We start from the raw sequence: 13523 nt of genomic DNA on the forward strand, positions 1-13523 counted from the left end.
GGGAAACCTTCGTCGAGTCATCATGTTTCAGCGCTCCCCTTGCAAGGTGACCTTTTCTGGATGACCGGTCACGATTGCGCCCATATTGTCCAAGGAGTCGCCACCCTCGGGTTTAAAGTAATTAGAATGAGAGTCCCCTGGGTTTCCGAATGCGACACCGAATCGATTTCCGCCGAACTCCTTGCTGGCTGGATCCTGTCCGAACCACAATTCATGCGGGTCGGCAAGGTGAGCTATGACGCCAAAACTTGATTCGATTTTGGAAGGTGCATGGGTGACAGGATCGCTATCAGCCGCTCCCACCCACACATGGTCCGCGCCGACCCCAAGGTCCTCGGCCTTCTGTGCTCCCGTGCCTGGACTTCCTACGAGGATGATGTCGTCGGCAGGGATTCCTCCCTCGCGCTGAGCTGCCTGGCCCACCGTGAACGAACCATAACTGTGCCCGATCGCCGTAACGTGTGGGCGGTCTCCATGATGGGTCGCTTGGATGCCGTCCAGGAATTTTCCGAAGTCCGCCCCGCCCTGCTCACCTCGCCCTGTTCCCGCAACTTCAGGACCTTGCGGCGCATCGTATCCAAGCCAGACGATCGAGGCAGTTTTTTGTCGATGATCTGCCTTATTCGCGGAATCCCAGACATTCTCGGCGCGCCCTCCGTCCTCTCCTCCCACATCTGCGAGTGTGGTGCTGAAACCAGGTACGTAGGCGGCGACATTGTCCGCTGTGTCGGGATCCCCATACGACAGGATGGCTCGTCCCTGGCCCTCCGGTCCGATGCCGAGCAGAAGCGGTTCCGGCTCTTTCCCATCGCCGTTCTCTAGGCGCTCTCTGATCGCCTTGAAGCCGTCGTGCTTGTCCTTCACCTCGTTCGGCGCAGGGTCCGGATACGCGGCAATCAACCTGTCGAGATTAACTCGATTGGCTTTATCGCGAGTCTTTGCGGGTATCCCGTCTAGGTTTCCGATAATGATCGGATTCAGTGCCAGCTGCTCCTCCTGCTCCTCCTTGCTTAGACCGTTCCACCAGTCCCGGACCTTCTTCGGGTCCGTCCCCTTCGCTGGAGCCGATTCAAGCCCGACGGCCGGTCCCGCGATCTTGGAAATGTCCGAGGCGTCCCGCTGTGACTTCATGCCGTCTACGGCAAGCCCTCGGGCGACCTGCAATCTCGACAGGGCAACTCGATAGCGAGCATCTATCTCCGCAGCATTGCGCAAGACGGAGAATATGTTGCCCTCAAGGCCGCGCCGCTCCTGCTCCTTTGCCGGCACTCCTGCGTCAGGGTCACCGGTGGGTATGTCGCCCTCGTCGGCGTAGATAACCTCACCGGTCGGCGCAATTTTGTAGCCCTTCGTGGTGGCTTCGTTCAATGCCTGATCAAGCGCCTTTTGCTGCGCTCGAAGTTCCGTGATGACCCCGTCCAACGTTGTCTCGATCAGCGCGCATTCCTGGGCGCCGAACTGGAAGTTCTCGCCTAGTTTGCTCATGCGCTGCTGTGCCTTATCGGCTGCCTCTCCGGACCATTCACGCTCCAGTGGGCGGCGCATGTATGCGTCGAGTCGGTCAGAATAGCCCCCGAGTCGACGATTGATCTGCGCCCATTCTTCCTTTGCACCTTCCAGCGCGGAAAGGCGGAGGTTCTGGAGGACTTGTACGGTTAGAGTCATCGAGAATTATCCAAAGGGATTGTCGAGGTTGGCGGTGCTCTGCATCGCTGGGCGGATGGAGACAGAGTTGTTCCCGGCAGCAGGCCGGGTGAACGACTGGGCGGTTGTCTCGTCGTTCTTCTCGTAGTTGTCCGCAGTGTCCCTGAGCGAGCGTGCGACCTCGCCGCACTCCTTCTGGACGTCGATGAGTCGATCATGCCAAGACTGATGAGTCTTCATCAGTTCCCCAACGAATTCGAACCCCTCTGTTTGCCCCGTTATGCCCTGGTGCTGTGCGTTCAGGCTCCCAAGGGCAGTTCCTATGCCGGCTTGCATCTCTTCGCTATGGGTAGCGGCCGAGCGAAGCGCAGTTGGCTTGACTTTGGTGGTCGACAAAGTTCCCCCCGATTCCCCGTTTTCTCCTGAGTCCGTGAGGGAGCATTGTCAAGCGCCCCTCAGGCGTGGACAGTCTGACACGTACGCGATGACTCCAGAACTCACCTAAACGGCTACATCCGGCCAATACTGTGCCAGTCGGCCTTCACTGCGCTGCAGTTGTCGAGTCCCTGGTTGCTGGAGCTGCTCACAACCCTTCGGAAGAGAAGCTACCCATCACCTTCTGTCTCGTTCAGGGCGTGGCGGGGTCTCGCTCGTCTTTGGGTAGCTCGCCGTGTTCCAGGTACACGGAGTGCGCCAGGGCCCTGGCCGTGATAGCGGCCTTCACGCGCCGGGAAAGTCGCGGGATCAAGAGTTCATCGAGCTTGTCTGCGTGGTGGAATTCGGCAGCCAGCAACTCGTCAGAAGCGGGATTGATCCTGGCCAGTTGCTCGGGGCATAGCTGCCCGCCGTCGAACACGTACAGGACCTTGTCGCCTTCGGCCTCGCTCGGGGCCCAGTCGACGACCAGCAGCGGCCCGATGGCCGGAGTGATGCCGAGCTCCTCCTCGACCTCCCGTCGGCAGGCGGCCAAGGGTGACTCTCCTCGCTCGATGTACCCGCCCGGGATCTCCCACTTCGGCTTGTAGGACGGCTTGACCAACAGGACCTGGTCCTGGTCGTCGAAGAACAGCGCGCCCGCTGCCATCCGGGGAGTTGCCATGCGCTGCTCGTGCTCGTTCTCGGCCATGTCGCCGACCCTAACGACCTCTGCCCCGCAGGCGAGAGATGCCTCGAACCCTGTCATTCGTTATGCACGTCGTGTGACACTCGGTGGGGCAGAGCGAGGGGAGGGCGGCCGTGCGCGGCATGACTGACCATCTTGAGTTCGGCAAGCGCGTGAGGTTCTACCGCAAGCGCCGGGGCGTGCAGCAGCGCCAACTCGGCGAGCTGCTGGGGCGATCCGAGGACTGGGTGTACCGGGTCGAGACCGGCCGGATTCCCGTGAACAACGTCAAGATGCTGGCGGATCTGGCTGATGCGCTGCGGGTACACCTTGAGGACCTGCAAGGAACGCCGGTGCTGCTGGAGGACAGCGACGGGTTCGCGGCCAGTGTGCCCGCCATCCGGGCCGCGCTCATGCAGTCCCGGCGGCTGGCCGGTTCTCTGATCACCAACAGGGAACCGCTGAGGCTGGGACTCCTGGAGATGGAGGTCGGGACCGCGTGGGAGCTGTATCAGGCTGGGGAGTTCGCCTCGCTGGCTGACCGGCTGCCCCGCCTGCTGGCTGACGCGCGGTCCGCGATGAACGAGGCGTCGGGTGACGAACGCCGTGCGGCGCAAAGGCTGTTCGCCCTGGCGTGTCACGTCGCGGCGGCGTTGCTCCGGAAGCTGGGCGAGACCAACTTGGCGTGGACGGCGGCGGATCAAGGCGAGATCGCGGCGCTTGAGTCGGGTGACACCGCTGCGATCCTGTCCTTGCGGCGGGGGATCGCCCACGTGCAGCTCGGGGCCAACCTGGCGGCGGAAGCAGTGAAGAGCACTCTGGACAGTGCCGACGGCTTGGAGCGCGGTTGGTGGGAGTCCTCCCCGGTGGCGCTCTCCTTGTACGGGACGCTGTTCCTCAACGGCTCCATCGCCGCCGCCCGGATGAGAAACCGCGAGATGACCACGTACATGCTCGGCAAGGCGAACGAAGCGGCCGAGCGGCTGGGCGCGGATGGCAACGAGATGTGGACCGCCTTCGGTCCGGCGAACGTGGGCATCCACCGGCTTGCGACCGCCCTTGAGTTCGAGGACTACCAGCGGGCCGTCGACATAGCGCCCACGGTGCGGGCGGTCGGGCTTCCCAAGGAACGACGGGCGCGGCTGCGGCTCGACGTCGCTCGGGCCTACGGGGAGGCTGGACAGACCGATGACGCGGTGGACAATCTGAAGCGGGCCTATAGGACCGCGCCGGAGCAGATGAAGGCTCATGAGTTCGCCCGGGACCTGGCGCGTAGGCTGCACAAGCGCACGCATCGGCGGGACGCGCAGCAACTCGCCGTGGCCCTAGGGGCGATCGCCTAGCACGAGACCAAGAAGAAAATCACGGACCCGGAATTATCTTCCGAGTCCGCTCGTGTTTGGGGGCCTACCTTCTCACCGTTCGACGTCCCGTAGGCGTCTGGAAGGCGGTGTGCGACGGTGGATCGCAGGGCGACGGTCACCCTCACCCGAAGAAGCGTGGCCAGGACCGGAGGTCGGCCGGTGGTGAGCCGCTGGGCGCGGCATCCACGCTGCGTCGCGCTGGCCCGTGCCGAGTTATGCAAGGTGCTCGTCCGGTGGCGGCTGACCGAGGTCTCCGACGATGCCCTCCTGGTGCTGTCCGAGCTGCTGACCAACGCAGTGCGCCATGCCCAAGGTTCCCGCGGCCGGGAGATCGAGACGCGGTATTCCCGGGAGCCACACGGCGTTCGTATCGAAGTACATGACGCTGCCCAGAGCTGGCCGCAGCCCTGTGTGCCCGACGTCGACGCCGACGGTGGCAGGGGCCTGACGATCGTTGCTGCGCTGGCTGCCTGCTGGGGCACGGAGGTGCGGGACGGCGGCATCGGGAAGTTGGTGTGGGCCGTCGTTGCGGCCCCCGACGGAGGTGAGGCGTGATGGCGCGGTTGTCCGTGCTGAAGGTTCGCAGTGGCGACGTGGTCTGCGTCGGCGGCCGGTGGCGAGAGGTCAAGGGGGTCCGGTCTGGCGTTCGGTCGTCGGGGCGCCCTCTGGCGGTGCTGACGTTCAAGGAGGGCCCGTCGCTCAGCATCGATGCCGGGGAAGAGCTGGCCGTGCGCCGTGATGGGTGGGGGCGGCGGTGATGGCGACCACCGAGACCTGGCATGTCGCGAACTGGGGCCTGGACGTCGAGTCTTCGGACAGCGGGTCGATCTATAAGCACCAGTGCATGACCTGCGGACAGAAGTCCAGCCCGGCGGTCACGGCCGATGGGCCGGATGCGTGGTGCTTGCGGCACGCGGAGCAGACGGGGCACACCGACTTCCGGTGCGCGGTTACGACGTTCTTCCGGGCTTCCCTCGTGGGAGGGGCTCGGCGATGACTGCTGACCAGCATGAGCAGCGGGCGACGGAGATCATCGCGCTGTACAACGAGGGTCTGCCTGTGAAGCGGCTGGAGGAGCGGTTCGCGATCTCGACGTGGGCGCTCTACAACCTGCTTCGGCGTCATGAGGTTCCGCTGCGGGGAACGGCGCGCCCGGACTCGGCAACACGTAGGGCGGTGGCTGAGTACGAACGGCTGCGCTCCGGCGGCGTGACGCGTGACGAGATCGCGGCGAAGTTCGGGATCAAGCCCGGCGCTTTGTACCGGGCGCTGCTGCGACGGCGAACGGCGGCAGATCACTGACAGGAGCGTGCCAACCCTCCTGGGGATGGTGCTCACTTCGCGCACAATAACCACAGACGTCATACCGGACCACCCCTGAAACCTTGGCAGGCGCGGGGTGGTCCGGCTGGGGCCCACGATCGCGAACCCCGGTGCCACCCGCCGGGATTCCTACCTGCTGCGGCGCACGGTGCTTGCGGGCCACTCTGTGCGCGGTGTCGGCTGACTGCTTGCCGTTGGTGGCAGTCACGATGCGCGCGACCGTACGGCCGTTGCCGGTCAGGAGATCGAGAGAGCCGGTGGAGTCGATGATCGGGCGTCCGAAGTTCTCGACGACTTCGATCGCGTCTTCGAGGTGCCGATTGTCGCGGGCGAGCCGGTCGAGGTTGGTGACGATCAATCCGTCGATTTCGCTGGCCGTTCGGCGTGATCTCGCGCTTGAGGTCTTCGAGCGACCCCTCGAACACGGGACGGACGACGCGAAAGCCGATCTCCCCGTTGGGCAGGCGGACGCGCTTCCGCTTCCACGCGCTGGTGTCCGGTTCCTCTTAGGTGCAGACGTACCGCCCGCCCCGTGACTCCACGAACGAGCAGTTGCCCTTCTCCTGCTCGTCGCGGCCTTTGATGTCCCGCCCGGTCATGGGGCAGAAGGTGGGCTTGGCCTTCGCATTGTCGGTAGCGTCGTTCTCAGTAGCGGTGGACTCCTCGTCGACTTCGAGGGACAGACGGACGAGACCGGCCCAGTTCTGTCCCTTGAGATCGCCCCAACGGGCCATCTGCACAGGCTCGTTGTCCATGGGCTTAGGTTACTTTCGTCAAAACGCTGGAGAAACGCCTTGCGCGACCACACCGTCATCGTCGGCTTCGGGACCAAGGGCCGGTCCGCCGTGCAGACCCTGTGCGCCACGGGACTGCCCCGGGAGCGGATCGTCATCGTCGACCCCAGCAGCAAGGTGGTCGAGTCCGCGGTGGCCGAGGGGTTCGCGGGGGTGGTCGGCGATGCGACGCGCAGCGACGTGCTGTTGCGGGCCGAGATCCAGCGCGCGCACCAGGTGGTCATCGCCACCCAACGCGATGACACCGCCGTCCTGGTCTCGTTGACCGCCCGTCAGCTCAACAAGCGCGCCACCATCGTCGCCGCCGTGCGGGAGGAGGAGAACGCGCCCCTGCTGCGCCAGTCCGGCGCCGACGCGGTGATCACCTCGGCCAGTGCCGCCGGCCGGCTGCTGGGACTGTCGGTGCACAGCCCCAGCGCGGGCGTCGTCATGGAGGACCTGATCCAACAGGGCAGCGGGCTGGACCTGGTGGAGCGGCCGGTGATCAAGTCCGAGGTCGGCAAGTCCGTCCGGGAGACCGACGACCTGGTCGTCTCCGTGCTGCGCGGCCATCGGCTGCTGGGCTACGACGACCCGAAGGCGAGCCCGTTGCAGACCGCGGACCGGCTGATCACCATCGTCCGCGCCGCGCCGCCGGAGGAGTCCGACGTCCCCGGAAAGCCGTCCGCCAAGCCGACGTTGCCCGGCACCGGGGTCTCCCCGATGCGCCCGGCGGACGATTGACGGAGCGTCGGCGGGGCGGGCGCGCGTCGGATCCCGGGGGCTATGCGGAGAACGTGTCCGCGCCCCGCCCTTTCGCCCCCGTGGCCGGTCGGCGAGTAGCCTCGCGCCCATGCGAGCGATCACCATCCCCGAGCCCGGTGGCCCCGAAGCCCTCGTCTGGGCCGAAGTGCCCGATCCGCAGCCCGCCGAGGGCGAGGTCCTGATCGAGGTCGCGGCCAGCGCCGTGAACCGCGCCGACCTGCTCCAGCGCCAGGGCTTCTACGACCCGCCGCCCGGCGCCTCCCCGTACCCCGGCCTGGAGTGCTCGGGGCGGATCGCGGCGGTCGGCCCCGGCGTGCACGGCTGGGCCGTCGGCGACGAGGTGTGCGCGCTGCTCGCCGGCGGCGGCTACGCCGAGAAGGTCGCCGTCCCGGCCGGCCAGGTGATGCCGTTGCCGCCCGGCGTCGACCTCGTCACGGCCGCCTCGCTCCCCGAAGTCGCCTGCACGGTCTGGTCGAACGTCTTCATGATCGCGCACCTGCGGCCCGGCGAGACGCTGCTGGTGCACGGCGGCGCCAGCGGCATCGGCACGATGGCGATCCAGTTGGCCAAGGCTGTCGGTGCCCGGGTCGCGGTCACCGCGGGCGGCCCCGAAAAGCTGGCCCGCTGTGCGGAGTTGGGCGCCGACATCCTCATCGATTACCGCGAGCAGGACTTCGTCCAGGAGATCCGCAAGGCCACCGACGGCAAGGGCGCGGACGTCATCCTCGACATCATCGGCGCCAAGTACCTCCAGCGGAACGTCAAGGCGCTGGCGGTCGCCGGCCGGCTGGCGATCATCGGGCTCCAGGGCGGCGTGAAGGCCGAGCTCAACCTCGCCGCGCTGATCTCCAAGCGCGCCGCGATCACCGGCACCGGTCTGCGGGCCCGTCCGGTGAGCGAGAAGGCGGCCATCGTCGCGGCCGTCCGGGAGCACGTCTGGCCGCTGATCGGCAACGGCCAGGTCCGCCCGATCGTGGACCGGACCCTGCCGATGGCGGAGGCCGCCGAGGCGCACCGTGTCCTGGACGCCAGCGGGCACATCGGCAAGGTCATTCTGACGGTCTGAGCCGCCCCGCCCGTCGACTCCGGGGCCGCTGATCGCCCCCGCCCCTCCCCGTGCCGGCAGGTCACTCGGCCGACCTGCCCGAGATGCCGCGGTCGAACCGCTGTGTGACGCTGGGCACGTCACTCGACGGCTCGGCACGGGAGGGGCACCGTGGTCGCTCCAGGGTTCCGTACGCGCATTGCCTCAAGTCTGCTGGTGGTCGCCACCGCGCTGCCCGTCTCCATGACCGCCGGCCCCGCGTTGGCCGCCGACCTCCGCGCCACCCCGGCCGCCCGCCCCGATGAGCCGCTGGACGACTTCGCGGCGGATCCCCCGCTGGCCGAGGATCGCCTGGAGGAGCAGTATCCCGACGCCCCGGAACGGCTGCCGGACCTCCCCGGTGCCGACGACTTCCGGGACCTCCCGGACATCGTCCTCGGAGTCTCCGGCACCCTGCCGGGCTTTCCGAACGACCCCGCCGGGCCGTTCGCCCACGAGCCGCGACACCACCACCCGCACCACTTCTTCGGCCCGCACTTCCCCTGGCGTCCGGACCCGGCGGCGGACGCCGAGGAGTACGTCACGGACGACTCCGCGGACGCGGACGCCGCCGAGCCGTCCGCGCCTCCCCGCGCCTCCGCTCCTGCTCCCGCCCCCGCCCGGCATGCGCCCCGCCGGCCCGCTCCGGCGCGGCACGATGACGAGTCCCCGGCTCCGTCGGGCTCCGGCCGGGCCGCGAACGAGGCGACCCGGCCGTCCCCCACGCGCCCCCGCGACCTCGCCGACGCCCCCGCTCCGGCCCACCACCGGCGGGCGCCCTCGCTCGCACCTGAGCCGGACCACACCGCGGCCGGTCCGGAACCGGGAGCCAGCCCGTACGCCCTCGATGTTCCTGGGACCCGGGTCGAACGGGTCCTGCCGATGGGGGCGGGGATGACGCTCACGGGCCTGGGGCTCGCGTTCCTGGGGCTTCGGCTGCGGCGCCGCTGAGCCCTCGTTTCACGTGAAACGCCATCGAGCCTCGCCGTTTCACGTGAAACGGTCGGTATTCCGCGGTGCCGTGTGAAGTGAAGCGGTGCGGCGAAAGTCCCGTGTGCCTGGGTGAATGTCGGTGTTCCGTCCGAGGTGCAAGAGACCCTCCGGAGACGGGTGGATCACCTTCTGCCAAGGGCACCACTGTTCCGACCCGTCGTACGAGAGAATGGCGGCATGGATATGCCGATGAACGAACGGTCGCAGGAGAACCAGCACGTCCTGGTCGTCGGCCCGGACGGCATGGCGCTCGGCAGCGCCGGCTCCGGTGGCGGGGACGGGGACGACGAACCCCGTGAGATTCCGGTGACGGACATGGTCGAGCAGCCTGCGAAGGTCATGCGCATCGGCAGCATGATCAAGCAGTTGCTGGAAGAGGTGAAGGCGGCTCCCCTCGACGAGGCGAGCCGGGTGCGCCTCAAGGAGATCCACGCCAGCTCGGTCAAGGAGCTGGAGGACGGGCTGGCGCCCGAGCTGGTGGAGGAGTTGGAGCGGCTCTCCCTGCCCTTCACCGATGAGTCGGTGCCCACCGACGCCGAACTGCGGATCGCCCAGGCGCAGTTGGTCGGCTGGCTGGAGGGCCTCTTCCACGGCATCCAGACCGCGCTCTTCGCCCAGCAGATGGCCGCCCGTGCCCAGCTGGAGCAGATGCGCCGCGCGCTGCCGCCCGGTGCCCCCATGGAGGGCCACCCGGAGCAGCCCGGTCACGACGGTGCCCGGTCGGGCCCGTACCTCTGATCGCAGCTCCCGGAACGGCCGAGGGGCCGGCACGCATCCCGCGTGCCGGCCCCTCCCGTTGTCAGGGGGACGCTGGCGTCAGTTGCTGCGACCGGTCGAGATGGTCAGCCGGATGGTGTCGTTGCTGCGTGGGTTCCACCAACTGACGGCGGCCGGGGTCTGGTCGGTGACGGTGTTCTTGCCCCAGATACCGTCGTTCTCCTCCCTGACCACCTTGTACTTCCAGCCGGCGGCCTCGATGCACTGCTTGACCGACTCCAGGTTCTTGAACTTGAAGTTGGGGAAGAGCACCTTGCCCTTCTCGCTGTAGCTCGGCGTCGGGTTGGTGCACTCGGACGTCTGGACCGTCGCCGTCTTGTCCTCGGGGCGGACGTTCGACGTGGGCGAGGAGTAGGAGTACCCGGGCGTCGGGTTGTCGGTGCCGCCGCTGCCGCCGTCGGATCCGGCGCTCAGACCGATGCCTACGGCTATCGCGGTGACCACGATGACGCCCACCACCGCCGCCACGATGATCACCGGGCTGTTGTTCTTCCGCGGGCGCGCCGGCGGCATTCCCCTCGCCACCGGGGGCGCGGGCGGCCCGGGGAACGGCGGAGGCGGGGCCTGGAAGCCGGCGTTGGCGAACGGCGCCGGCGTCGGGGCCGGACCCGGGGCGGGCGTCGGGTAGGCGTTGTTGACCGGCGGCGGCGTCGACGGGCCGAAGGCCGGCTGGGTCGGCTGGTACGGCTGCTGGACGTTGGGCGGTACCGGCGCCTGCGGGTTGCCGGAGGCGGTGGGGAACACCGCGGAGGAGACCGAGGCCCCGCTGGTGCGGGCCCGCGGCCCCCCGCTGATGATCAGCGGCGTCGCCCCGGACTGCCCGGACCCGGCGATCCGCAGGCACTCGTCCCGCATCGCCTCGGCCGTGGGGAACCGGTCGTTGGGGTTCTTCTTCAGTGCCCGGGCGACCAGCGCGTCCACCGCCGGCGGCAGCGAGCGGTTGATGCTCGACGGGACCGGCGGCTCTTCCTGGACGTGGGCGTAGGCGATGGCCAGCGGCGAGTCCGCGTCGAACGGGAGCTGACCGGTCAGCAGCTCGAAGAGCATGATGCCGACCGAGTACAGGTCGGAGCGGGCGTCCACGCCACGGCCCAGGGCCTGCTCGGGCGAGAGGTACTGCGGGGTGCCGACGACCATGCCGGTCTGCGTCATCGACGTCACGCCGGACTGCATGGCGCGGGCGATGCCGAAGTCCATGACCTTGACGACGTTGCGCTTGGTCATCATGACGTTGCCCGGCTTGATGTCCCGGTGGACCAGGCCCATCTCGTGGCTCGCCTCCAGCGCGGCGAGCACGTCGGCGGTCACCTTCAGCGCCTTGTCGGTCGGCATCGCGCCGTGCTGGGCGATGTCGGCGTCGAGCGCGGAACGCAGCGGCTGGCCGGAGACGTACTCCATGATGATGTACGGCACCATGCCGCCGTCGAGCTCGTCCTCGCCGGAGTCGAAGACCGAGACGATGTTGGTGTGCGTGAGCTTCGCCACTGACTGCGCCTCGCGGCGGAAGCGCTCGCGGAACGCCTGCTCGCGGCCGAGCTCGGTGTGCAGCGTCTTGATCGCGACCTCGCGGTCCAGCACGCTGTCGTAGGCGAGGTGGACGGAGGCCATGCCGCCGGCGCCGAGAAGATCACGAAGCTGGTAACGTCCACCGCCGACCGAACGGCCCCCGAACTGGCCCTGAGCGCCGTCCTGGCTCATCGTTCCGCTTCCCCCTGGGCGCAGGGCCCTGTGTCTAGCGATCGAAATCTAGAATTCCGCAGCCAAGTCTGCCCCAGGCCGCGGACACGTCAAGCTGTGTGCCCGTTCCGTGACCAGATGTGCAAGATCCGGACACGGACACGGGGGGTTTCGGGGTCCCGTTCACCTCTGATGAACTTGCCACACCTGGCATCCGGAAGGTTTGATGGCCGGTCCACGACGGACCGGTGGGTGCCGCGGAACCTGTAGCGTGCTCTAGCGAAGACCGAGACCTTACCGCTGTAACGCGGATCGATTCGACGGCGAGGACCGATGGCACCGACGCAGCGCCCCGAAGGGCCGTCCGATCCTGACGCCACCGGCTCGCATGTCCCCGACGCACCGGAGATGTGGGGCAACGGCGGGCTGGTCGGCGACGGGCGCTACCGCCTGACGCACCGGCTCGGCCGCGGCGGCATGGCGGAGGTGTTCGCCGCCGAGGACGTGCGCCTGGGCCGCACCGTCGCGGTGAAGCTGCTGCGCGCCGACCTCGCCGAGGACCCGGTGTCCAAGGCCCGCTTCACCCGCGAGGCACAGTCGGTGGCCGGGCTGAACCACCACGCGGTCGTGGCCGTGTACGACTCCGGCGAGGACTTCGTCGGCGGCAACACCGTGCCCTACATCGTGATGGAGCTGGTCGAGGGCCACACCATCCGCGATCTGCTGCTCAACGCGGACGCCCCGCCGCCGGACCAGGCGTTGATCATCGTCTCCGGTGTGCTGGAGGCGCTGGCCTACAGCCACCAGCACGGCATCGTGCACCGCGACATCAAGCCCGCCAACGTCATCATCACCAACAGCGGCGCCGTGAAGGTGATGGACTTCGGCATCGCCCGCGCCCTGCACGGCGCGCAGTCGACCATGACCCAGACCGGCATGGTCATGGGCACCCCGCAGTACCTCTCCCCGGAGCAGGCGCTCGGCAAGACCGTCGACACCCGCTCCGACCTCTACGCCACCGGCTGCCTGCTGTACGAACTCCTCGCGCAGCGGCCGCCGTTCACCGGTGAGACCCCGCTCTCGGTCGTCTACCAGCACGTCCAGGACATGCCGGTGCCGCCCTCGCAGGTCGCCGAGTCGGTGCCGCCGGAGCTGGACGGCCTGGTCATGCGGTCGCTGGCCAAGGACCCCGACGACCGTTTTCAGACCGCCGAGGAGATGCGCGGTCTGGTCCAGTACTCGTTGCAGATGCTGCACGAGCAGGGCGGCCACACCGGCACCTGGAACACCGGCCCGGTCGCGCTGCCCGAGGGCGGCCACACCATGGCCCTGCGCGGCGGTGCCGCCGAGACCACGGTCCTCCCCCACCCCGACGCCGGGCAGACCACGGCGCAGCCGGCCCTGACGCGCGGGATGCGGGACGACGACGGCGGTTACGAGGGCGGGTACCGGCAGTCCAAGGGCGGCCGCGGCAAGATCTGGCTGATCGCGGTGCTCGCGCTGGTCGCCATCGCGGCGGGCGTGGCCTTCGCGGTGAAGAACAGCGGCGGCTCCAGCCACACCCCGCAGCAGCCGCCGGTCTCCCACTCCCCCTCGTCGTCGCCGTCGGACGAGACCAGCCAGTCGCCGTCGGACGAGCCGAGCACCCCCGAGACCTACCCGGGCGGTACCAGCGGCGGCGGGAGCGGCTACACCCACCGGCCGAGCCGTCAGCCCAGCACCCAGCCGTCGTCCGCGCCGCCCACCACGTCGTCGCCGTCCTCGGAGCCGCCGACCGACACCACGGGCGGGACGAGCGACGGCGGTACCACCGGCGGGAAGACCACCGGCGGGACGACGGGCGGCGGTGACAACACCGGCGGGTCTGCCGACGGTGGGAAGACCACCGGCGGCACCAACACGGGCGGCACCAACACCGGTGGTACCAACACCGGCGGCACCCCGGGCACCAACGGCGGCACCGGCGGCACGCCCCTGGGCGGGACGACCGCCGGCTGACGGCGATCGGGCTGACGCCCCCC

At 68.4% G+C, this 13523-nt stretch carries 14 protein-coding genes and 1 pseudogene; 9 read left to right on the forward strand and 6 right to left on the reverse strand.

All coding sequences use genetic code 11. The features are described 5' to 3' along the window. Positions 1–27 precede the first annotated feature (27 nt). The 3 genes from PV796_RS20175 to PV796_RS20185 all read right to left on the reverse strand — a co-directional run bounded on the left by PV796_RS20175 (position 28) and on the right by PV796_RS20185 (position 2770). Entirely contained in the window at positions 28–1665 is a 1638-nt protein-coding gene (locus tag PV796_RS20175; protein ID WP_274914696.1) for an alpha/beta hydrolase, read from the reverse strand. A 6-nt stretch (positions 1666–1671) separates the two neighbouring features. Continuing rightward, positions 1672–2040: a type VII secretion target gene (locus tag PV796_RS20180; protein ID WP_274914697.1), complete on the reverse strand. Its 369-nt coding sequence runs from the start codon at positions 2038–2040 to the stop codon at positions 1672–1674. 232 nt (positions 2041–2272) lie between these two features. Next, a complete protein-coding gene (locus PV796_RS20185; RefSeq protein ID WP_274914698.1) occupies positions 2273–2770 on the reverse strand; it encodes an NUDIX domain-containing protein in 498 nt (165 codons plus the stop codon). 119 nt (positions 2771–2889) lie between these two features. Here PV796_RS20185 and PV796_RS20190 point away from each other — a divergent pair, with 119 nt between their 5' ends. The 4 genes from PV796_RS20190 to PV796_RS20200 all read left to right on the forward strand — a co-directional run bounded on the left by PV796_RS20190 (position 2890) and on the right by PV796_RS20200 (position 5412). Continuing rightward, positions 2890–4089, forward strand: a complete 1200-nt coding sequence (locus tag PV796_RS20190; protein ID WP_274919138.1) for a helix-turn-helix domain-containing protein — start codon at positions 2890–2892, stop codon at positions 4087–4089. 156 nt (positions 4090–4245) lie between these two features. Beyond that, positions 4246–4665 carry an ATP-binding protein gene (locus tag PV796_RS20195; RefSeq protein ID WP_274914699.1) on the forward strand — a complete coding sequence of 140 codons (420 nt, stop codon included), beginning with the start codon at positions 4246–4248 and terminating at the stop codon, positions 4663–4665. A gap of 202 nt (positions 4666–4867) precedes the next feature. Next, positions 4868–5107, forward strand: coding sequence for a DUF7848 domain-containing protein (locus PV796_RS42390; RefSeq protein ID WP_446750610.1), 240 nt, complete (start codon positions 4868–4870; stop codon positions 5105–5107). Further along, positions 5104–5412 carry a hypothetical protein gene (locus tag PV796_RS20200; protein WP_274914700.1) on the forward strand — a complete coding sequence of 103 codons (309 nt, stop codon included), beginning with the start codon at positions 5104–5106 and terminating at the stop codon, positions 5410–5412. The genes PV796_RS42390 and PV796_RS20200 overlap by 4 nt, the downstream gene beginning before the upstream one ends. Here PV796_RS20200 and PV796_RS20205 read toward each other — a convergent pair. Together PV796_RS20205 and PV796_RS20210 are read right to left on the reverse strand one after the other, a co-directional pair. After that, a complete protein-coding gene (locus PV796_RS20205; protein WP_274914701.1) occupies positions 5354–5791 on the reverse strand; it encodes a recombinase family protein in 438 nt (145 codons plus the stop codon). The two genes, PV796_RS20200 and PV796_RS20205, sit on opposite strands and share 59 nt — an antisense overlap. Positions 5792–5939: 148 nt before the next feature. Next, entirely contained in the window at positions 5940–6188 is a 249-nt protein-coding gene (locus PV796_RS20210; RefSeq protein WP_274914702.1) for a hypothetical protein, read from the reverse strand. A 21-nt stretch (positions 6189–6209) separates the two neighbouring features. On the opposite strand from PV796_RS20210, the pseudogene PV796_RS20215 reads away from it, so the two are divergent. The 4 genes and pseudogenes from PV796_RS20215 to PV796_RS20230 all read left to right on the forward strand — a co-directional run. After that, positions 6210–6950: pseudogene (locus PV796_RS20215) on the forward strand (potassium channel family protein); the annotation flags it as partial. Between the two features lie 109 nt (positions 6951–7059). Further along, positions 7060–8037, forward strand: coding sequence for an NAD(P)H-quinone oxidoreductase (locus PV796_RS20220; protein WP_274914703.1), 978 nt, complete (start codon positions 7060–7062; stop codon positions 8035–8037). A 150-nt stretch (positions 8038–8187) separates the two neighbouring features. Next, the gene (locus PV796_RS20225) at positions 8188–9006 is read left to right on the forward strand and encodes a hypothetical protein (protein WP_274914704.1); all 819 of its coding nucleotides are present in this window, start codon (positions 8188–8190) and stop codon (positions 9004–9006) included. Positions 9007–9225: 219 nt separating this feature from the next. Next, entirely contained in the window at positions 9226–9786 is a 561-nt protein-coding gene (locus tag PV796_RS20230; RefSeq protein WP_274914705.1) for a bacterial proteasome activator family protein, read from the forward strand. A 78-nt stretch (positions 9787–9864) separates the two neighbouring features. Here PV796_RS20230 and PV796_RS20235 read toward each other — a convergent pair whose 3' ends face one another. Continuing rightward, entirely contained in the window at positions 9865–11523 is a 1659-nt protein-coding gene (locus PV796_RS20235; protein WP_274914706.1) for a Stk1 family PASTA domain-containing Ser/Thr kinase, read from the reverse strand. Positions 11524–11835: 312 nt separating this feature from the next. On the opposite strand from PV796_RS20235, the gene PV796_RS20240 reads away from it, so the two are divergent. Continuing rightward, the gene (locus tag PV796_RS20240; protein ID WP_274914707.1) at positions 11836–13500 is read left to right on the forward strand and encodes a protein kinase domain-containing protein; all 1665 of its coding nucleotides are present in this window, start codon (positions 11836–11838) and stop codon (positions 13498–13500) included. Positions 13501–13523: the final 23 nt, after the last annotated feature.

This window comes from Streptomyces sp. WZ-12 (genome assembly GCF_028898845.1).
Taxonomy (GTDB): Bacteria; Actinomycetota; Actinomycetes; order Streptomycetales; family Streptomycetaceae; genus Streptomyces.